The 20,006-nt window shown below is 55.6% G+C and carries 13 protein-coding genes and 1 other RNA gene; 4 read left to right on the forward strand and 10 right to left on the reverse strand.

All coding sequences use genetic code 11. The annotated features are described in order from the left end of the window. Window positions 1-7 precede the first annotated feature (7 nt). From sufS to sufA, 5 genes are read right to left on the reverse strand one after another with little or no spacing between them, the layout of a single operon-like run. The gene (gene sufS / locus CRO87_RS16115; RefSeq protein WP_097163951.1) at window positions 8-1,228 is read right to left on the reverse strand and encodes a cysteine desulfurase SufS; all 1,221 of its coding nucleotides are present in this window, start codon (window positions 1,226-1,228) and stop codon (window positions 8-10) included. Further along, on the reverse strand, window positions 1,225-2,496 hold the full coding sequence (sufD, locus tag CRO87_RS16120) for a Fe-S cluster assembly protein SufD (RefSeq protein WP_097163952.1): 1,272 nt from the start codon (window positions 2,494-2,496) through the stop codon (window positions 1,225-1,227). Before sufD ends, sufS begins: the two co-directional genes overlap by 4 nt. Beyond that, window positions 2,471-3,217, reverse strand: a complete 747-nt coding sequence (sufC, locus tag CRO87_RS16125) for a Fe-S cluster assembly ATPase SufC (protein WP_097163953.1) — start codon at window positions 3,215-3,217, stop codon at window positions 2,471-2,473. The genes sufD and sufC overlap by 26 nt, the downstream gene beginning before the upstream one ends. A 16-nt stretch (window positions 3,218-3,233) precedes the next feature. Next, complete coding sequence (sufB, locus tag CRO87_RS16130; RefSeq protein ID WP_097163954.1) at window positions 3,234-4,721, reverse strand: Fe-S cluster assembly protein SufB; 1,488 nt, start codon at window positions 4,719-4,721, stop codon at window positions 3,234-3,236. A gap of 2 nt (window positions 4,722-4,723) precedes the next feature. After that, complete coding sequence (gene sufA / locus CRO87_RS16135) at window positions 4,724-5,098, reverse strand: Fe-S cluster assembly scaffold SufA (RefSeq protein WP_097163955.1); 375 nt, start codon at window positions 5,096-5,098, stop codon at window positions 4,724-4,726. Between the two features lie 369 nt (window positions 5,099-5,467). Between sufA and CRO87_RS16140 the strand changes: the two genes are divergently transcribed. Both CRO87_RS16140 and CRO87_RS16145 read left to right on the forward strand, forming a co-directional pair. Continuing rightward, window positions 5,468-7,279, forward strand: a complete 1,812-nt coding sequence (locus CRO87_RS16140) for an AAA family ATPase (protein WP_097163956.1) — start codon at window positions 5,468-5,470, stop codon at window positions 7,277-7,279. Continuing rightward, a complete protein-coding gene (locus tag CRO87_RS16145; protein ID WP_097163957.1) occupies window positions 7,276-8,457 on the forward strand; it encodes a hypothetical protein in 1,182 nt (393 codons plus the stop codon). The genes CRO87_RS16140 and CRO87_RS16145 overlap by 4 nt, the downstream gene beginning before the upstream one ends. A 29-nt stretch (window positions 8,458-8,486) precedes the next feature. Here CRO87_RS16145 and lpxP read toward each other — a convergent pair whose 3' ends face one another. The 3 genes from lpxP to CRO87_RS16160 form a co-directional block, all read right to left on the reverse strand. Further along, window positions 8,487-9,401 carry a kdo(2)-lipid IV(A) palmitoleoyltransferase gene (gene lpxP / locus CRO87_RS16150; RefSeq protein ID WP_097163958.1) on the reverse strand — a complete coding sequence of 305 codons (915 nt, stop codon included), beginning with the start codon at window positions 9,399-9,401 and terminating at the stop codon, window positions 8,487-8,489. 419 nt (window positions 9,402-9,820) lie between these two features. After that, entirely contained in the window at window positions 9,821-10,231 is a 411-nt protein-coding gene (gene menI / locus CRO87_RS16155; RefSeq protein ID WP_097163959.1) for a 1,4-dihydroxy-2-naphthoyl-CoA hydrolase, read from the reverse strand. Then, window positions 10,228-13,284, reverse strand: coding sequence for an FAD-binding and (Fe-S)-binding domain-containing protein (locus CRO87_RS16160; protein ID WP_097163960.1), 3,057 nt, complete (start codon window positions 13,282-13,284; stop codon window positions 10,228-10,230). The genes menI and CRO87_RS16160 overlap by 4 nt, the downstream gene beginning before the upstream one ends. 228 nt (window positions 13,285-13,512) lie before the next feature. Between CRO87_RS16160 and ydiK the strand changes: the two genes are divergently transcribed. Both ydiK and rprA read left to right on the forward strand, forming a co-directional pair. Then, window positions 13,513-14,637, forward strand: coding sequence for an AI-2E family transporter YdiK (ydiK, locus tag CRO87_RS16165; protein WP_097163961.1), 1,125 nt, complete (start codon window positions 13,513-13,515; stop codon window positions 14,635-14,637). Between the two features lie 192 nt (window positions 14,638-14,829). Continuing rightward, window positions 14,830-14,937, forward strand: an RNA gene (rprA, locus tag CRO87_RS16170) — antisense sRNA RprA. 3 nt (window positions 14,938-14,940) lie between these two features. Here rprA and CRO87_RS16175 read toward each other — a convergent pair. Both CRO87_RS16175 and ppsA read right to left on the reverse strand, forming a co-directional pair. Then, window positions 14,941-17,310, reverse strand: a complete 2,370-nt coding sequence (locus tag CRO87_RS16175) for a glycoside hydrolase family 3 N-terminal domain-containing protein (RefSeq protein WP_097163962.1) — start codon at window positions 17,308-17,310, stop codon at window positions 14,941-14,943. Window positions 17,311-17,493: 183 nt separating this feature from the next. Further along, window positions 17,494-19,863 (reverse strand): phosphoenolpyruvate synthase, encoded by a 2,370-nt coding sequence (gene ppsA, locus CRO87_RS16180; RefSeq protein ID WP_097163963.1) that lies wholly within the window; start codon window positions 19,861-19,863, stop codon window positions 17,494-17,496. Between the last annotated feature and the right edge of the window lie 143 nt (window positions 19,864-20,006).

The following is a 20,006-nucleotide window of genomic DNA, read 5'->3' on the forward strand; positions in this document are numbered from 1 at the left end:
CTCCCTGTCAGCCCAGTAAGCGGTGAATACGTTTTAATCCTGCCACCAGTCGGTCCACCTCTTCAACGGTGTTGTACATCGCCAGCGACGCACGACACATCGCCGGAACGTTGTAAAACGCCATCAGCGGCATTGTGCAGTGGTGCCCGGTGCGCACCGCCACGCTGTAGTTATCGAGGAAGCTGCCGACGTCGTAGGCATGGTGCTTGCCGAGATTGAACGCGATAACGCCGAGCCTGTTTGCGGGACCATAAAGCGTCAAATCCGGCACGTTTGCCAGCTCCGTGAGAGCGTAATGCATCAGGGTTTGCTCATAGTCCGCGATATTGTCCAGCCCAAGCTGGCTGACGTAATCCAGCGCCGCACCTAACGCAATAATTCCGCCCGTGTTCGGCGTGCCCGCTTCGAAACGCCAGGGCGCTTTGGCCCAGGTGGTGCCTTCGGTCAGGCTGACGGTGGCTATCATCGAGCCGCCACCTTCCCACGGTGGCATCTCCTGCAAAATTTCTTCTTTGACATACAGGACACCGATACCCGTCGGGCCATACAGCTTGTGCGCCGAGAAGACGTAAAAATCGCAGTCCAGCGCCTGCACGTCCACGGCGTGATGCATCACCGCCTGTGCGCCGTCCACCAGCACCTTCGCGCCGTGCTGATGGGCTAGTTCAATTAACGCCTGGATCGGGTTTTCCGTGCCCAGAACGTTGGACACCTGAGTTATTGCGAGCAGCTTCGTCCGCGCATCAAACAGGCCCGGCGCTGCGTCGAGCTGCAATGTGCCATCCGGATTCAGCGGGATCACCCGCAGTTCGGCTCCGGTACGCGCACATAGCATTTGCCAGGGCACAATATTAGCGTGGTGCTCCATCTGGCTGATGACGATGTTATCGCCCGCGCCGACGTTACTGCCGCCCCAGCTGTTGGCCACCAGGTTGATGCCTTCGGTGGTCCCGCGCACGAACACCAACTCTTCCGCAGAACGGGCATGAAGGAAAGTGGCCGCCTGCTGGCGCACCTGCTCCATTCGCGCCGTCGCTTCAGCGCTCAGGGTGTGGATCCCGCGATGCACCGCCGCATAGCCGTGACGATAAAACTCCGCTTCGGCGTCTATCACCGCATTCGGTTTTTGCGCGCTGGCGGCGCTGTCGAGGTAGGCCAGCGGCTGACCGTTGATCTCACGAGCAAGCAATGGAAAATCTGCGCGCACCCGTTCGATTGAAAATGTCATACGCCGCCTCCCGGTAAACGCTGGCCGATGCGGGCCAGGATTTCGTGCCTGAGGATCTCATCCTCGATGGCTTCCGTCAGCTCTGCGGCAAACGCGTAGATAATCATCTGCTGCGCGGCTTGTTGCGAAATCCCGCGCGAGCGCAGATAAAACAGCTGTTCGTCATCTATGCGACCAATTGTTGCGCCGTGGCTGCACTTCACGTCGTCGGCATAGATTTCGAGCTGCGGTTTGGTATCCACTTCCGCCAGTCGCCCGAGCAGCAGATTGTTGTTGGTCATCTGCCCGTCGGTTTTAATGGCGTGCTGCGCCACGTTGATTAGCCCGTTGAACACCGCGCGGCCCTTGTCGCTGACGATGGTTTTGTGCAGCTGACGGCTGTTACAGAAGCCTTTGTTGTGCTCAAGCCAGGTGCGGGTGTCGCACACTTCCGTGTTCACCGGCATCGCCAGGCTGTTGATGCGAAGCGTCGTGTTCTCACCGTTCAGCTGCGTGCTGGTGTTATGCCGAAGCACTGCGCCGCCCAGCAGGAAACTGTGGCTGGCGGCGCTCGCGTCCTGCCCCAGATGGATATCATTATGAGCAAAGTGGTAACTGGCCGCATTCTCAAACGCGAGCTTGATATGATGCAGATGCGCGTTATCCGCCACATGCATCGTCAGGCGCGAGCCTGTGAAGTGCCGCGCGTCATTCAGGCTGACGTAATGCTCAATAATCGTCGCCTCTGCACCCTGCGCCAACTCCAGGTGATGACGGTAGTGCGAGGTGTTCATCTCCTCACCCGCAGTACCCTGAGTCAGATGCATCAGCAGCAGAGGTTTTGCCGGGCGCTGATTACGCGCCACCTGAATGTGCGTCACCGTCTGCGCCAGGCTTTCGGTAAGGTGCAGGAACACTTCCGGCTGAACGGGCGCGGGCAGCGATTCGCGTGCGTTATCAACGACGATGTGAAAACCGCTGTCGTCCAGGCTGTCGCTTAGCGCTTTGCTGTACTGTCCGTTGACGAACACCAGCCGCAGCGCAGCCACCGGCAGCGCCAGCGCATCACGCTGCGCTTCGCTGATTGTGGCTTCGGCGTTAACGAACTGGCTGTTCAGCATGCCGTCGAGGGGCGTGTATTTCCAGTTCTCGTGTTTACGCGTGGGCAGGCCAAGCCGCAGCATTTGCTGCAGATGCTGTTCCGAATGCGGCGTGCGCGCCTCACCCCGGGCTTCAAACAGATGATGCCACTGCTGCAGCGCGTTACTGCTGTTCGGTAAGCCAGCCATAGCCCTGCTCCTCCAGCTGTTTCACCAGCGTAAAATCGCCGGACTTCACAATTCGCCCCTGATACAGCACGTGAACGAAATCGGGTTTGATGTAATCCAGGATGCGCTGGTAGTGCGTGACGATGATGAACGCCCTTTTGCCATCCCGCAGCGCGTTCACGCCGTCGGAAACAATTTTCAGGGCGTCGATGTCGAGCCCGGAATCCGACTCATCAAGAATGCACAGCTCAGGTTCCAGAACCGCCATTTGCAGAATGTCGTTGCGCTTCTTCTCCCCGCCGGAGAAGCCGACGTTCACGGAACGGGTGAGCAGGTCTTCCGGCATCTTCAGCAGTTTGATTTTCTCTTCCATCAGGTCCTGAAAATCAAAGCGGTCGAGGGTTTCCTCGCCGCGGTACCCGCGCACGGCGTTGAGTGCCGTTTGCAGGAAAAACTGATTGCTGACGCCGGGAATTTCGACCGGATACTGAAAAGCCATAAAAATGCCTTCTCCGGCCCGGTCTTCTGGTGCCAGCTCCAGCAGGTCTTTACCTTTAAATTCCACAGAACCGCCGGTGACTTCGTAATCTTCACGCCCGGCGAGCGTTGCGGAAAGCGTACTTTTCCCGGAGCCGTTCGGCCCCATAATGGCGTGCACTTCACCCGGGCGAACTTCAAGGTTCAGCCCGCGCAGGATCTCTTTGTCTTCTACCGCAACCTGCAAATCTTTAATGCTTAACATGTGTGTCCCTTAATCCTTAACCGACGCTGTGTTCGAGGCTAATCGCCAGCAGTTTTTGTGCTTCAACCGCAAACTCCAGCGGCAATTCTGAGAAAACGTCCTTACAGAAACCGTTCACAATCATGGAGATGGCGTCATCCTCGCTGATGCCGCGCTGCAAACAGTAGAACAGCTGGTCTTCCCCGATGCGCGAGGTTGTGGCTTCATGCTCCAGCTGCGCGGTGTTGTTACGACACTCCACGTACGGGAAGGTGTGCGCCCCGCTGTCCGGGCCAATCAGCATTGAATCACACTGGGTAAAATTGCGGGCGTTGGTGGCGGTCGGCATGATTTTTACCAGGCCACGGTAGCTGTTCTGGCTGTGCCCGGCGGAGATCCCTTTCGAGATGATCGTCGATTTGGTGTTCTTGCCGATGTGAATCATTTTGGTACCGGTATCGGCCTGCTGGTGCCCGCTGGTCAGCGCCACGGAGAAGAATTCGCCGATGGAGTTGTCGCCGCGCAGGATGCAGCTCGGGTATTTCCAGGTGATAGCAGAGCCGGTTTCCGACTGCGTCCAGGACATTTTGCTGTTCTCGCCTTCGCACAGCGCGCGCTTGGTGACGAAGTTCAGAATGCCGCCGGTATTGTTATCGCCAGGGAACCAGTTCTGCACCGTCGAATATTTCACTTCAGCGTCTCTGTGGATGATAACTTCCACCACCGCGGCGTGGAGCTGATAGCTGTCACGCACCGGAGCGGAACAGCCTTCGATGTAGCTGACGTAGCTGCCTTCATCGGCCACCAGAATGGTGCGTTCGAACTGGCCGGTTTTTTCGGCGTTGATGCGAAAATAGGTGGAGAGCTCCATCGGGCAGCGCACGCCCTTCGGCACATAGATAAAGGTGCCATCGGAGGCCACCGCAGCGTTCAGCGCGGCAAAGAAGTTGTCGTTGCCAGGCACCACTGTGCCGAGGTATTTCTGCACCAGCTCCGGATGATCGTGAATAGCCTCACCAAAGGAGCAAAAAATGATGCCCTGCGCGGCCAGCTTGTCACGGTAGGTTGTGGCGACGGAGACGGAGTCAAAAATAGCATCTACGGCCACCTCACGCCCTTCGCGTACAGGCACGCCGAGCAGGTTGAAGGCCTCTTCCACTTCCTGACTTAGGAACGCGTTGGCTCCGGTTTGCTGCACGGCACCAGGCTCAGAAGCGCAAGTCTCGTCGCAGTTTCCGCACGAAGGTGCAGAGTAATAGCTGTAATCCTGGTAATTCAACTTATCGTAATGGGCCTTCAGCCAGTGCGGCTCCTCCATCTCAGTCCACGCTTTGTAAGCGTTCAGGCGAAACTCCAGCATCCACTCCGGCTCATTGCGCTTCGCCGAGATGGCGCGCACTACCTCTTCGCTGATCCCTTTGGCCAGTTCGTCGGTTTGCAGTTGGGTGAAGAACCCTTCTTTATAGTTGAGCTGCCCACCGGTCCAGGTTTTGACATCGTCAGTTGCTTCAGTATTTCGAGACATAGTTACTCCGCCTGCACCCCAAAACTTTCGCCACAGCCGCACTCGTGCTGGGCTTTCGGGTTATGAAACTTGAAAATCTGATTCAGGCCTTCCCGCACATAATCGACTTCCGTTCCGTCGATGAATGGCATCGCCTGCAGCGGCACCCACAGCTTCGCCCCGTCTGTCTCAAACAACAGATCGTCAGGTTTAGGCTCGGACACGGTATCCAGAACGTAGGCAAAGCCCGCACATCCGGAGGTTTTCACCCCGAGGCGAATGCCCAACACGTGCTGCTTCTCGGCCAGGTCGCGCACGTGCGCGGCGGCCTGGGTTGTCATGCTGATGCCTCGCCAGGCGAAATCGGCTGGATTAAAGGTTTCTGATTGCAATTCCATAGGTCCACCTTATGAGTTAAAGCCACTAGAGCATCCCCCTATGGTAGTGATAATGATTATCACTTCAACCCCTTGTCAGCAGGGGCTTTCCGCAGGATCGGCCTTTTTGCAGGCTTTTACTAAGCATAGACCCTGTGCGTGAGCTGAACAGCGCAGAGAAAAATTGTTCAATATATTGAAAAATAAGTGCTTTAACAGAAGATGGCGGCAGAAAAGCGGACAATGAAAAGATGTATCGAAAATACCGATTTATACGATAGCGCAGATACAATTCGGAAAAGCCAGCAGCAGCGAGCTTCCGCTTTACATCAGATGTGATAACATCAGCCGTAATTATTTGAAAATAAATAATAAAAATGGGTTTCACTCATGGAAATCGTCTTTTTATACATCAACGAATACAAAAAACTGCATGATATCTCCGTGCCACTGCACGGCCAGTTTGACGTAACTCACGATCGCCGGACGCTCCGTATCGACCAGGTCTCCCATCCGGACGTCTATTATCAGCATATTCCCATGACGCTAATCCTTGGTAAAAACGGCGTGGGTAAAACCTCCATTCTCGACTGCCTGCAGGAAATGTGTTCATACGAGCGATGCAGCGCATGGGCTATTTTCCATCATCAGGGCGAGCTGTATATTCTTTTCTGCAACCACCCGCAGCTGGACATTATCTCTAATCTCCCCGTTCGCCTTATTGCTGAGCTTCCTGCTTATCTTCAGGAACATCAGACAACCCTGGTGACGCTGAATAATGCCGTCGATTTTAATTCCCTGTTTTTTTCCAGCAATAAATACCCGACCCGGGGCTACTTTGAGGATGCATCCCTGTCCCGCTACGTAAAAGGCAGCCGCGCCCGACGCAACGAGGTTATCAGCAGGTTCAGCGCATTTATTTCTACCAGCGACTGGCTGCAGAAAAAAATGCCGGATGTCGATCACGGCTTTCACGTCAGACTGCTGCAGCCCTCCGCCTACAGGTTGTCGACGATCGCCAGAAATCACCAGAGCGAAAATCCCAAATGGGCCGAGGGAATGATTCAATGGTTTTATGATATTTACAGCGACTATAAAATCAACGCGAACTACCGCGCTTTTCCTTTTTGCGATCCGCAAACCGTTCAGGAATGTGCGAGCCGTATTGATTCCGGCCAATATGATTCCCTCGCTGAAATTTTCTCTTTGCTGACCAAAGTGGACAACAAAGCCAATTCGCCAGAGCGGCAGCTGTGGCGCTTTATCCCTGCTTACGCCTGGGGCGCACTCAGCGAACTGATAAAAGATAAACAAATTGTCGACGATCTCTATCCTGAGCTTCTGATCTCGCTCTACTTTTCCAGAGACAGTGACGTGCTGGAGCAGATTCAGAGCTGGCTGAAAAAGCATGCCCGGGATCGTTATCAAAAACTCTCCCTTCGTCTTCCAACGGAGCGTTGGGAATGGCGGGTAACGCAAAAGAAACTGCTGGAGATTATTCAGCTGGTTGAACAGACCCCGCCGTTAAACGGCGATAACTCCGCCGTATTTTATAATGCTGAAGATATCGTCAGGCTCGGGAATATTATCCAGAAAATACCCGAATATCTGCGCGATCGCATTGACTTCGGTTGGAGCAGCATCAGCTCCGGCGAATTTGCCCAGGCCTTCTTATTCAGCCAGATTTATCACTATCTGCGCCACTCTTCTGACCAAGCGCTTATTTTCCTGATCGATGAAGTGGATTTGTATCTGCATCCCGAATGGCAGAGGCTGTTTATAAGCGAGCTAATCAGCTTTATTAAGGAGAGCGCGGGAAATCGCCAGGTACAATTTATTTTCACCACCCACTCGCCGATTATCGCCAGCGATTTCTTGCCCCGGGATATTGTCTGCCTCGATAAACACACTGGCGGCCTGACGTTTGTGGTCGAAAATCCCGCATTTGGCTTTGGTTCGCCGCTGCCGGAATATTACACTGGCGGCTTTTTTGTTAAATACACCATCGGCGATCATGCGATGCAGTGGCTCAGGCATCTGACGGATAAAAACAGCCTTCGGGGTGAGACCGAACGCTCCATTATCGGCCAGGTGACCAATGAATTCCTGCTGCGCGTCATCAAAAGTGACAAAGAAGACAAGCAAGAGAAAAAAGACAAGGGAAACAAAGGATACAAAAAAGACCGGGGTGATACGGCATGATCCTGATCGATAAAACCTACAGCAAAGCGATAAAGCTCAGCTTCCGCCAGGCGGTGGTGGACAAAGCGCTGCAGCGGCGAGCAAGTTTCTTCAACCGACATCCGGCCCCTACGTCGGTCATCAATTACTTCAGCGACATGCGGCTCCTGCAGCTGGCCTTTGCGCCTCCGCCGAGGCTTGGCAGAATGATTAGCCAGCTACACGGCCGTTTTCCCGTGCTGCAGGAGCGCTATCTGCCGAAGGTTTTCTTCGCCGACTTTCCCTGTACCACCCAGGCGCTGGATAATTTCACGTCGCTGGATCTGCGGAGCCATCGAGCGCAGGCGCAAAGTATTAGCAGCACTCTGAAAGCACAGCTTCACGCTTACAATCTGAACAAAGGCAGTCACCTGATTGCCGCTATTTTAACTGACCCACCGACCGGCCCGGATTTGGCGACCTTTCGCGATGCGATAGCCTCATTCGCAAGCTGCCTGTACGGCTCGGGCCGCATCGACGCCAGCATTTTTCCAGCCTGGGTAAACAATCTGCATAAACTTTTTAGCTACGGGGACGTCACTCAGGCCGTTGCTGTGGAGTTGATTAACCATCTGGATATCACCATCTGCCCCTACTGCAACCAAGAAGAAATTGAAAAATTAACCGCAATCGACGGCAGCGTGGATTATCGCCCGGCGATCGATCACTTCTATCCAAAAGCACTGTATCCGTTTCTGGGCATAAGTCTCTACAACTTCGTTCCCAGTTGCGACAAATGCAACAGCAACTACAAGCAGGAAATCGACACTTTTCATAACGGCTATGCACACCCGTTCCTGTATGGGGTGTCAGCGCATCCACTAATTGATTTTGACTATGATCCGCTGGCGTATATGCACGGCAACGGCAGAATGGAGAATTTGGGGCTGAGAGTTATTCCCCAGGGAACACCGCTGGACAATAACCTAAATATCTTCAGCATTCAGACTCGTTACAGAAGCTCACAAAACATTCAGAATCTGAAGGATTACGCGGAGCTGGCATTTAGCGCAGGTGCATACCAAACGATCTTAAATGTCAACACAAACTATCTCATCTGCTTTTTGTATCATCCGTTGCGCCCGGCGCTAAAGCATCAGCACAAGAAGCTGAAGTACGATTTTCTCAGGCGGTTAACAACGCTAACCCCTCCGTTTTAGCTGCCCTGCGACCAGGGCAGTTTCACTTCTCAGTACAGGGAAGCCTGTCCAGCCGGACGCGTTTTAAAGCGACGATGCACCCAAAGGTACTGTTCCGGCGCACGCAGGATCTCTTTCTCAATCACCTTGTTCATATAGCTGGCGGCCAGGAATTCATCTTCAGACGGATAATCCGACATCGTTTTGCTGATATGCAGGGTGTAGCCCCGGTTGTTGGCTTTGCGCACCATAGTCACCGTCAGCAGGTGCGAACCGGACAAGCGGGAAAGCACGAAGGTACCGTTAGTCGTGGCGGCCTGAGGGACGTTGAAGAACGGTGCGAAGGTGCTGCCTTTCGGGCCGTAGTCCTGATCGGGCGCGAACCAGACCGCTTCCCCATCCTTCAGCGCGCTCACCAAGCCTCGCAGGTTGCGGCGGTCAATCATCGCTTTATTGGAGCGCAGCCGACCTTTGGTCTGCACCCACTCCATCATTTTGCTGTTGTGCGGGCGGTAGGTCGCCATCATTGGCCGACACAGCCCCATTGCCCTGCCCCCGAGTTCGAGCGACATGAAATGCACCCCGACCACCATCACGCCTTTATTATCTTCCAGCGCTTTGGTCAGATTTTCATAGCCTTCCACATCAAACCATTTTTTGACCCGGGCATCGCTCCAGAACCAAGCCATGCCCGTTTCAATTAAGCCCATACCGAGCGAAATAAAATTCTGCTCAATTAACTTCTCTTTTTCCTCGGCGCTCATATCAGGGAAACAGAGCGTTAAATTTCTTGACGCTATCTTTTCTCTTCTTTTCAAAAATGGACGAGATGCGCGACCCAGAGAGGAACCGAGAATGTAAAGCAGAGGATAAGGGAGTTGAACCATCAGCCACAGCACCCCGAGACCAAACCAGGTTAACCAGTTACGCGGGTGGAGCAGTGATGTGTCGAAGGCTTTTGCCATCGTTAATTCCTGTCAGCATGTGAACCAGTAACGCATAAGGAAAAAAAGAAGAAATTCATCAATCTTTAGGCGATACGTGTTGAAATTTCACGCGGGTTAAACGTCATTTTCAACCAAAGCGTTAAAAAACTCTATGGACGATGAGTCCATTTATAGAGTCAAAGGTGTTGTCCGTACGTGCAGATGCGCTGCGAAGAGCAGAATGCTACATCTGTTAAAAAAAAGATAGTGAATAAATCTGAAGCTAACCTTAATTGCTGAGGAATAAACCGGGAGCAATCCGATGTAATAACGCTATTCATTACCGCACTAATCATTATTAATTCCGCGAATGCTGTTTATTAAGACAATTCGGCAGAAACCTGGGAGAAAAGCGCCGCAATCCGCAGCATTGAGCGCTGTTTTTTTGTTCAGATATTCTAAACGACGGCAGTGGTCAGTCTCGAAGTGCAGCACAATTTATTCTGCTCATCGAAAATATCTATCTGCCACACCTGCTGGCGGCGCCCCGCGTGCAGCGCTTTACAGACGCCGCGCACGCGGCCACTGCGCACCGAACGCAGGTGGTTGGCGTTCACCTCAACGCCAACCACTTTCTCATCGCCTTGCGTGCAGAGATAACCCGCCACCGATCCCAGCGTTTCAGCCAGTACCACTGAGGCGCCACCGTGCAAAAGACCAAACGGCTGATGGGTCCGGCTGTCCACCGGCATGGTGGCTTCGATTGTGTCGTCGGTAAGGCGCTCAAAGCGAATGTCGAGCAAACCCACCATATTACCCTCGCCCATCGCATTGAGCTTTTCGAGGGTCGCACTACGTTTCCAGATCATCCGATAATCTCCAGTAATGCCTGCAGCGGATGGCGCATGCCGCTACCCTCCACGCGTTTGACCTGACTCCGGCAGGAGTAGCCCGTCGCCAGGCACCGATTGCGCGGCAGACGCTGCATCGCCTGTTGCCACGATAGCTCATAAATCCCGAGCGAATTGGCATAGTTTGTGACTTCATGACCGTAGGTGCCTGCCATACCGCAGCAGCCTACGCTCACGCTTTCCAGTTTCACGCCAAAGCGTGCAAAAATTGACGCCCACTGCTTCGGTGCCATCGGCAATGCCGTAACTTCTGTGCAGTGACCAAACAGATACCAGGGTTCACCGCTGACGTCCTGGGTCGCGATATTTTCCAGCGCCATTGGCAACCATTCATGCACCAGTTGTACGTGGAAGTCGCCGCGTTCTTCGCCCAGCACCTGCTTGTATTCATCGCGGTAACAGAGCACCAGCGCCGGATCGACGCCAACCATCGGCATGCCAAGCTGCGCGACCCGGTTGAGGAAATCGGCAGTTTTCTGCGCGGTTTTCGCAAAGCGCGCGAGGAAACCTTTAATGTGCTGCGCTTTGCCGTTCGGCGAAAACGGCAGCACTACGGGCTGATAACCCACGCGCTCCACCAGGCGAATGAAATCGGCCACCACCCCGGCGTCGTAGTAGCTGGTGAACGGATCCTGTACCACCAGTACCGTTTTCGCTTTCTGCTCTTCGCTAAGTGCTTCGAGCTGTTCCAGCGTCATGTTCGCCGAACGATGCCCGACCATCTGCTGCTGCAGCGACGGCGCAGAGAGCAGCGGCAGGTCGATCATGCCGATATGCTTTCTCGACAGGCCTTTCACCCAGGGTTGGCTGATGAAAAAGTTGAAGGTTTTTGGCGCGCGGGCCATCAGCGGCGCATAGCTTTCCACGGTGGCCACCACGTGATCGCGCAGCGGACGTAAGTAGCGGGTGTGATAAAGCTGCAGGAAGCGTGAACGGAAATCCGGGACGTCAATTTTAATCGGACACTGGGTGGAGCAGGCCTTACAGGCCAGGCAGCCCGACATCGCCTCTTTCACCTCATGCGAGAAATCATACTCCCCCCGGTTCGCGTGCCAGCTGTTTCGCGTCCGCTCAATCAGCGAGCGCAGGCTGGCGCGCTTTTCGGGCAGAGCTTTTTCAAGCTTCAGCGGATCGACGCCGCGGTCGGCCAGCAAACGCAGCCATTCGCGTACCAGCGTCGCGCGCCCTTTCGGGGAATGCATTCGGTTACTGGTAATTTTCATCGACGGGCACATCGGACTTTTGGCGTCGAAGTTGAAGCACAGCCCGTTGCCGTTACACTCCATCGCACCACGCCAGGAAGTTCGCACCGCAATCGGGATCTGGCGATCGAGGGTGCCGCGCTTCACGGCATCCACTTTCATCATCGGGGCATCAACGCCTTCCGGCGGGCAAATTTTTCCTGGATTGAGGCGGTTGTTCGGGTCAAACGCGGCCTTCACTTTACGCAGTTCGCCGTAAAGTACGTCGCCAAAGAACGCCGGACTGTATTCCGCGCGGAAGCCCTTACCGTGTTCACCCCAGAGAAGACCGCCATATTTCGCCGTCAGCGCGACCACCTGGTCGGAAATCTGCTTCATTAAGATTTCCTGCTGCGGATCGCACATGTCCAGCGCCGGACGCACGTGCAGCACCCCGGCGTCGACGTGGCCGAACATCCCGTAGCTCAAACCGTGGCCGTCCAGCAGCGCGCGGAATTCCACAATGTAGTCCGCCAGATGCTCCGGCGGCACGCAGGTATCTTCGGCAAAGGGTATCGGCTTTGCCGCCCCTTTGGCATTGCCCAGCAGCCCCACGGCTTTTTTACGCATCGCGTAGATGCGCTCAATACCGTCCAGCTCTTCACAAAGCTGCCAGCCAATAACGCCGCCTTCACCCGCTGCGATCAGCGCGTCCAGACGCTGACAGAGTGAACTGACCTGGCCTGCGATCAGCGTCTCATCATCGCCGGCAAATTCTACAATGTTCAGGCCGAGCAGCTCTTTGTCCGGCACGTCGGTAATCAGTTCGCTCACCGAGTGCCAGACGATATCTTCCCGCGCCAGGTTCAGCACTTTGGAATCGACGGTTTCCACCGACAGCGCGCGCGCCTCCACCATAAACGGCGCGTTGCGGAGCGCAGAGTCGAAAGAGTCATATTTGACGTTCACCAGCCGACGCACTTTCGGCAGCCGCGTGATGTCCAGCCGCGCCTCAGTTATGAATGCCAGCGTGCCTTCTGAACCGGTAAGTACGCGCGTCAGGTCAAACTCGGTCATTTCATCGTTGAACACATGACGCAGATCGTAACCGGTCAGGAAGCGGTTCAGCTTTGGGAACTTGTCGATAATCAGCTGACGGTTCTCTTTACAGCGCTCATACACGGTGCGGTAAATCCGACCGCTCGCCGACTGCTCCCTGGCCAGCGTTTCGGCCAGTATGACCGGCACCGGCTGGGTATCGAGGATATCCCCGCCCATCAGCACCGCGCGCACGCCGAGCACATGATCGGAGGTTTTACCATAAACCAGAGAACCCTGCCCGGAAGCATCGGTATTAATCATCCCGCCGAGCGTGGCGCGGTTACTGGTTGACAACTCCGGGGCGAAAAAATAGCCGTAGGGCTTCAGGAACTGATTAAGCTGATCTTTGATAACCCCGGCCTCAACGCGCACCCAACCCTCTTCGGGGTTGATCTCAATAATGCGGTTCATGTAGCGGGACATGTCGATGATGATACCCTGATTCAGGGCCTGGCCGTTGGTACCCGTACCGCCGCCGCGAGGGGTAAAGACCAGTGAACGAAAGCGCTCTTCGTCGGCAATACGCGACAGCAGCGCCACATCAGCGGTGGATCGTGGGAAAACGACGGCATCGGGAAGAAGCTGATAGATGCTGTTATCCGTGGCCATCGTCAGCCTGTCGGCGTAACGCGTGGCGGTATCGCCGGTAAATCCTTGTTGCTCCAGTGCCTGCAAAAAGTTCATCACCAGCGGGACTTCGCCGGGTGCCTGAGAAATTTGTGGGATCATGACGCTCGACCCTGCCTGACTATGTTGTGTTGAAGATGATGGTGTGTTGTACAACGCTTTGGTTTCTGTTTTATCGTTTGCGTGTCGTCTCATCGTTGTATCACATTTTTTACTTATGCGCTTATCGGATTTCAGGGCGATCATGTTCGCGAAATTGTTGATATTATTATCAGTAAACGGATTTATCCTCTGCACCCGAATGGGTGCATTTTTAAAGGTAAGAAACGTATGACAACCCTTCACCGGCCCCGTGATATACCGCAGCTACTGTTCTCGGTACTGTTTTTAACGCTCATGATTGTGGCGTGCTTGTGGATAGTTCAGCCTTTCGTCTTAGGCTTTGCCTGGGCTGCGACCATTGTTATTGCCACCTGGCCGGTACTGATCAAGCTCCAGCGCCTGCTGTTTGGCCGCCGCTCGCTGGCGGTACTCGTGATGACCCTGCTGCTGTTTTTACTCTTCGTGATCCCCGTTGCGTTGCTGATAAATAGCCTGGTTGACGGCAGTACGCCGCTGGTACACGCCGTCACCTCCGGCAATCTGACGCTGCCCGATTTTGCGTGGCTCAACAGCATTCCGCTGGTTGGCGCAAAGCTTTACGCCGGCTGGCACAGCCTGCTGGATATGGGCGGCACGGCGATTATGGCCAAAGTTCGCCCGTACATCGGGACCACCACCACGTGGTTTGTCGGTCAGGCCGCGCACATTGGTCGCTTTATGATGCACTGCGGCCTGATGCTGCTGTTCAGCGCCCTGCTGTACTGGCAGGGTGAGAAAGTCGCCTACGGCGTGCGCTACTTCGCCACGCGTCTGGCGGCCAAGCGAGGTGATGCGGCCGTGCTGCTGGCGGGCCAGGCCATTCGTGCCGTGGCGCTCGGCGTGGTGGTCACGGCGCTGGTTCAGGCGGTGCTGGGGGGGATTGGCCTTGCTATTTCCGGCGTGCCTTATGCAACCTTGCTGACCGTGGTGATGATCTTTTCCTGCCTGGTGCAGCTTGGTCCGTTGGTGGTGCTGATCCCTTCCATAATCTGGCTCTACTGGAGCGGCGATACCACCTGGGGCACCGTGCTGCTGGTATGGAGCTGCGTGGTCGGCACGATGGATAATTTTATCCGCCCACTGCTGATCCGCATGGGTGCTGATTTGCCAATGGTACTGATTCTTACCGGCGTTATCGGTGGTTTGATCGCCTTCGGCATGATTGGCCTGTTTATCGGCCCGGTGCTGTTGGCCGTCTCCTGGCGACTGTTTGACGCCTGGGTGCGGGAAGTCCCGCCGCCGTCAAGCGACCCTGAAGAAGTGCTTGAGGAGTTAGAAGTCCCCGAAGCCAGCCATCAGAAACTGGACAACTGATTCACGCCAGCCCGATGCCACCCGCATCGGGCTACATTGTTAAGTAACACTAACCTTTAACACCGCATTACTGCCTCTTTTCTCGCCAAATCGCCCAGCCTGGCATGATATACCCCATAGAATCTTTACGATTTTTTAACGATTAAGAGCAATCCGATCGACGCAAAAACTGCCCATGCCTACTATTAGGTCACGGTTATAAATCAACACCTTGATTTATAAGCATGGAAATCCCCTGAGTGAAACAACGAATTGCTGTGTGTAGTCTTTGCCCATCTCCCACGATGGGCTTTTTTTTACCCTCTATTTCAGTTCACAGCGGCTCATCATTCGCCACGCTTTTGCTAACGCACGCGTTTCCCCGATGACGCTGGCCGTCACCGAACCGTGAAAATCTTCCGAAGATGCCCCGACCATAAACGTAAACTCGCCCGGTTCGACGATGCGCTTCCCGTCGCGAGCGGTGAAATTCAGCATATCCACGGGCACGTAAAACGTCAGCGTTGCCGCTGCGCCCGGCGCGAGACTCACGCGCTGGAAGGCTTTTAGCTCTTTTACCGGTCGCACCATTGAGGCGACTTTATCGTGGACATAAAGCTGCACAACTTCGCTCCCCCGACGATCGCCTGTGTTGGTAAGCGTCACGCTCACGGCAATCTCGCAGTCGATGTTCACTTCCGGCGTCAGCAACATCAGTTCACTCCAGCGAAACTGCGTCCAGCCTTTGCCGTAGCCAAACGGATAACGGCTGCCAAAGTGGAACGCATACGGCGTACCGCCGCTTTTCAGCTTATGGTTGTAGTAATACGGCATCGCCCCGGCGCTTTTGGGCACACTCACTACCAGCCGCCCCTGCGGCTCAGCCCGCCCGGTCAGCACATCGGCAATCGCGTAGCCGCCCTCCTGGCCGGGAGCCCATGCCATCAGCAGGGCCGCAACTTTGTCCTCCAGCCCTTGCAGGTTGTATGGCCTGCCGCCGGTCATCACCACAATCACCGGTTTGCCGGTATCCACCAGAGCTTCGATCAGCCGCTGCTGGACGCCCGGTAAATTGAGCGAATCGGTATCGGAGCCTTCCCCCACCGTCCCGCTCTGGAACAGCCCGGCAAGATCTCCCACGCAAACCACCACCACGTCGCTGGCCTGCGCCACGCTTACCGATTCTAAAATCAGTGAAGTATCCTGCGACACCGGCGACTGCTGCATCGGTTTACCGCTGCTGTCGCCCGGGAACACGGGCGCACCCGCCATCCGTTTTTCGATAATGTGGCAGCCTTTGGCGTATTGAACGTTCTGCTCACCGAGCGCTTGCCGCAGGGCTTCCAGCGGCGTGGTGACCTGTGAAGTCTGCTCCAGCATGTCGCTGATGATCAGATGCACCGGAAAGCTGTAGCCGCTCAGCAGCGCCAGCGGATCGTCCGCCGTCGGGCCCACTACCGCCACGCGAGGCTTGCCGGTGAGCGGCAGTACGCCGTTGTTTTCCAGCAGCGTCATGCTTCGCGTGGCGACTTCCCGCGCGGCCTGGCGGGCCTTAGCGCTTTGCAGTTCAATCTGAGTTTCGTCCGCGTACGGTTTCTCAAACAGCCCAAGCCTGAATTTTTCTGTGAGCGTGCGCGCCACAACTTCATCTATTTTGCTCATCGAAATCAGCCCACGTTCGACGGCTTCGCCGAGATGGCGCGCGCAGTCATCTTTGGGCAGTTCAACGTCCAGCCCGGCGTTAAACGCCAGCGCTGCCGATTCTGCCGCATCGTGCGAGACGCCGTGATGCTGATGCAGCAGGCTTATGCCGCCGTAGTCAGCAACGATAATGCCGTCGAAGCCCCACTGCTCACGCAGGATCTGCGTCATCAGGAACGCATCGCTGTGGCCGGGCTGATTGTCGATATCATGATACGCGGGCATCACCGACCCGGCGTTGGCAAGTTTGACAGCCATTTCGAACGGCAGCAGGAAGGTGTCGTTCAGTTCACAGAAACCCAGATGGACCGGGGCGTGGTTGCGTGCGCCTTCGCTAAAGGAGTGCCCGACGTAGTGCTTTAGCGTTGCCAGCAGATCGCGCTGCTTGCCCTGCAATCCTTCGACATAGGCGCAGGCCATCACGCCCACCAGCCACGGATCTTCGCCGAAGGTTTCTTCCGTTCTGCCCCAGCGCACGTCGCGGGAGACGTCCAGCACCGGGGCGAGTCCCTGATGGCACCCCGTCATGCGCGCTTCTTCGCCAATGCATTCCGCGGCATGGCGAATCAACTGAGGATCCCATGTGGAGCCGTAGTTCAGTGAGGAAGGGAACAGCGTGGCGTCCTTGCACAACAGGCCCACCAGGCACTCTTCATGAAACAGTGCAGGAATACCGAGTCGCGTCTCCTCCATCAGCATTTTTTGCAGCCGGTTGGCCGCACGCACGCCGGTTTTTGCATCAACGATATGCGTGCCGAGCGGGCGCGTGATTTGCCCGACGCCGAGCATCAGTCGCTCGCTAAGGGCCGCCTGCTCAGACACGCCCGCAAACTCATCGCTCATGTCGCTGCGTTCGCGATGCTCGCCATTTTCGCTCAGCACCAGCCAGTATGCGTGCATCTGCGCAAACTTCTCTTCCGGCGTCATTCGCGCCAGTAAATCAGCCACGCGTTCGTTAATCGGGCGCTGCGGATCTTTATAAAGAGGGGTCATATTGAACTCCTGAATACGGTGAAGGGAAAATTCTGGCACTCAGTATTGGAAAGCAGCCGTCAGGGGACAATTGCAGAATTAACCAGCGGATTTACGATTTTTTGTTTTCTGTGCGAAGTGTGATCGGGCGCAACTGGCTGAACAGCAGACAAAAAAATCCCCGGCGAACCGGGGATTGAGAGATTACTTATTCAGTTCAGCAAGGCTGAGCCAGGTTTGCACCACGGTGTCCGGGTTCAGAGAGAGGCTGTCGATGCCCTCTTCCATCAACCAGGCGGCAAAGTCTTCGTGGTCCGACGGGCCCTGGCCGCAGATGCCGACGTATTTGCCCTGCTTTTTCGCCGCGCGAATTGACATCGACAGCAGCGCCTTCACCGCCTCGTTGCGCTCATCGAACAGCTCAGACACCACGCCGGAGTCGCGGTCGAGGCCAAGCGCCAGCTGGGTCATGTCGTTCGAGCCGATAGAGAAGCCGTCGAAATGCTCGAGGAACTGCTCCGCCAGCAGGGCGTTGGAAGGGATTTCGCACATCATGATCACCTTCAGGCCGTTCTCACCGCGCTTGAGTCCCTGGCGCGCCAGTTCGTCAATAACGGCTTTCGCCTGATCGACGGTGCGCACGAACGGGATCATGATTTCCACGTTGGTCAGGCCCATTTCGTTACGCACGCGTTTGACCGCATCACACTCCAACGCGAAGCAGTCGCGGAAGCTGTCAGCCACGTAGCGCCCGGCGCCGCGGAAGCCCAGCATCGGGTTCTCTTCTTCCGGCTCGTAGCGCTCGCCGCCGACGAGGTTGGCGTATTCGTTGGACTTAAAGTCGGAGAGACGCACGATGACGCGTTTTGGATAGAACGCCGCGCCGAGTGTGGCGATCCCTTCCGTCAGACGACCGACGTAAAACTCTTTCGGTGAGTCGTAGCCCTTCATCATTTCGCGGATTTCGTTTTGCAGCTTCGCGTCCTGGTCATCAAATTCCAGCAGCGCACGCGGGTGCACGCCAATCATACGGTTGATGATGAATTCCAGACGCGCCAGCCCCACGCCTTCGTTAGGCAGGCAGGCGAAATCAAAGGCCCGATCGGGGTTGCCGACGTTCATCATGATTTTCAGCGGCAGGTCCGGCATGGTATCGACGCTGGAGCTTTTCACGCTGAAATCGAGCATCTCGGCGTAGACATAGCCTGTATCGCCTTCGGCGCAGGAGACGGTAACTTTTTCGTCATCCTTCATGCGTTCGGTGGCATCACCGCAGCCCACAACCGCCGGAATCCCAAGCTCACGAGCGATGATCGCCGCATGACAGGTACGACCGCCGCGGTTAGTGACGATCGCCGCCGCTTTCTTCATGATCGGCTCCCAGTCCGGGTCGGTCATGTCAGTTACCAGCACGTCACCTGGCTCAATGCGGTTCATCTCACTGATATCGTGAATCACTTTCACCGGACCCGCGCCAATGCGATGCCCGATGGCACGGCCTTCGGCAATGATTTTGCCCTGGGAATGCAGCGTATAACGCTCCATCACCTGGCCGCGGGAACGTACGGTTTCCGGGCGCGCCTGCACGATAAACAGTTTGCCGGTGTGGCCGTCCTTCGCCCATTCGATGTCCATCGGACGACCGTAGTGTTTTTCGATCTGCACCGCCTGCTTCGCCAACTCCTGCACTTCGGCATCGGTCAAAGAGAAGCGGTCGCGGTCGGCCTGCGGCACGTCTTCAATACGCACCTGCTTGCCGTGCTCCTGGGTTGGTGCATAAACCATGCGTATTTTTTTCGAACCCATGGTGCGGCGCACAATCGACGGGCGCTCCGCAGCCAGAGTCGGTTTGTGGACATAGAATTCGTCTGGGTTCACCGCGCCCTGTACCACCATTTCGCCCAGGCCAAAGGCAGAGGTGATAAACACCACCTGATCGAAGCCCGATTCAGTGTCGATGGAGAACATGACGCCGGAAGAAGCGAGGTCGGAGCGCACCATGCGCTGCACGCCTGCGGAAAGCGCCACGCCGCGATGGTCGTAGCCCTGATGCACGCGGTAAGAAATGGCGCGATCGTTAAACAGGGAGGCAAACACGTGCTTGATGGCGACCAGCACTGCATCGTAGCCCTGCACGTTGAGGAAGGTTTCCTGCTGCCCGGCGAAAGAGGCATCTGGCATATCTTCTGCGGTGGCAGATGAACGCACAGCAAATGACGCTTCGGCATCGTCAGAAGAGAGCTTGTCATAGGCCTGATGAACGGCCTGCTCCAGTTCCGGGGTAAAAGGTGTGTCGATGATCCACTGACGGATCTGCGCCCCGGCCTTCGCCAACGCGGTCACGTCGTCAATGTCGGTTTCATCCAGCAGCTGATAGATGCGCTGGTTTACACCGCTCTGGTCGAGAAACTGATTGAAAGCATAAGCCGTGGTGGCAAATCCGTTCGGCACGGAAACGCCCAAATCGGACAGATTCGTAATCATTTCACCCAGGGAAGCATTTTTGCCACCAACGCTGTCTACATCATTCATGCCGAGTTGGTTGTACCAGAGCACCAGAGCATTGTCAGACATCGAAACAATCCTTTCATTAATTAAGAAAAGTGCCAGAAACATCACTGGCGTCGTTAATTATCCTGCCATAATTCGTCGTGTTGAAAAAACGGTGAATCGTTCAAGCAAATTTATTTTCCTGTTTTTCAGACTGATCCCCTCAT

This window comes from Enterobacter sp. CC120223-11, assembly GCF_900215375.1.
Lineage (GTDB): Bacteria > Pseudomonadota > Gammaproteobacteria > Enterobacterales > Enterobacteriaceae > Scandinavium.

What these genes read in the sequence shown, in the direction of transcription:
- menI (WP_097163959.1), bottom strand. Translation starts at nt 10,231, where the DNA reads ATGATCTGGAAACGTAGTGCGACCCTCGAAAAGCTCAATGCGATGGGC.
- lpxP (WP_097163958.1), bottom strand. Translation starts at nt 9,401, where the DNA reads ATGGCAAAAGCCTTCGACACATCACTGCTCCACCCGCGTAACTGGTTA.
- ydiK (WP_097163961.1), top strand. Translation starts at nt 13,513, where the DNA reads ATGACAACCCTTCACCGGCCCCGTGATATACCGCAGCTACTGTTCTCG.
- CRO87_RS16160 (WP_097163960.1), bottom strand. Translation starts at nt 13,284, where the DNA reads ATGATCCCACAAATTTCTCAGGCACCCGGCGAAGTCCCGCTGGTGATG.
- sufB (WP_097163954.1), bottom strand. Translation starts at nt 4,721, where the DNA reads ATGTCTCGAAATACTGAAGCAACTGACGATGTCAAAACCTGGACCGGT.
- sufS (WP_097163951.1), bottom strand. Translation starts at nt 1,228, where the DNA reads ATGACATTTTCAATCGAACGGGTGCGCGCAGATTTTCCATTGCTTGCT.
- CRO87_RS16140 (WP_097163956.1), top strand. Translation starts at nt 5,468, where the DNA reads ATGGAAATCGTCTTTTTATACATCAACGAATACAAAAAACTGCATGAT.
- CRO87_RS16145 (WP_097163957.1), top strand. Translation starts at nt 7,276, where the DNA reads ATGATCCTGATCGATAAAACCTACAGCAAAGCGATAAAGCTCAGCTTC.
- CRO87_RS16175 (WP_097163962.1), bottom strand. Translation starts at nt 17,310, where the DNA reads ATGACCCCTCTTTATAAAGATCCGCAGCGCCCGATTAACGAACGCGTG.
- sufC (WP_097163953.1), bottom strand. Translation starts at nt 3,217, where the DNA reads ATGTTAAGCATTAAAGATTTGCAGGTTGCGGTAGAAGACAAAGAGATC.
- sufD (WP_097163952.1), bottom strand. Translation starts at nt 2,496, where the DNA reads ATGGCTGGCTTACCGAACAGCAGTAACGCGCTGCAGCAGTGGCATCAT.
- ppsA (WP_097163963.1), bottom strand. Translation starts at nt 19,863, where the DNA reads ATGTCTGACAATGCTCTGGTGCTCTGGTACAACCAACTCGGCATGAAT.
- sufA (WP_097163955.1), bottom strand. Translation starts at nt 5,098, where the DNA reads ATGGAATTGCAATCAGAAACCTTTAATCCAGCCGATTTCGCCTGGCGA.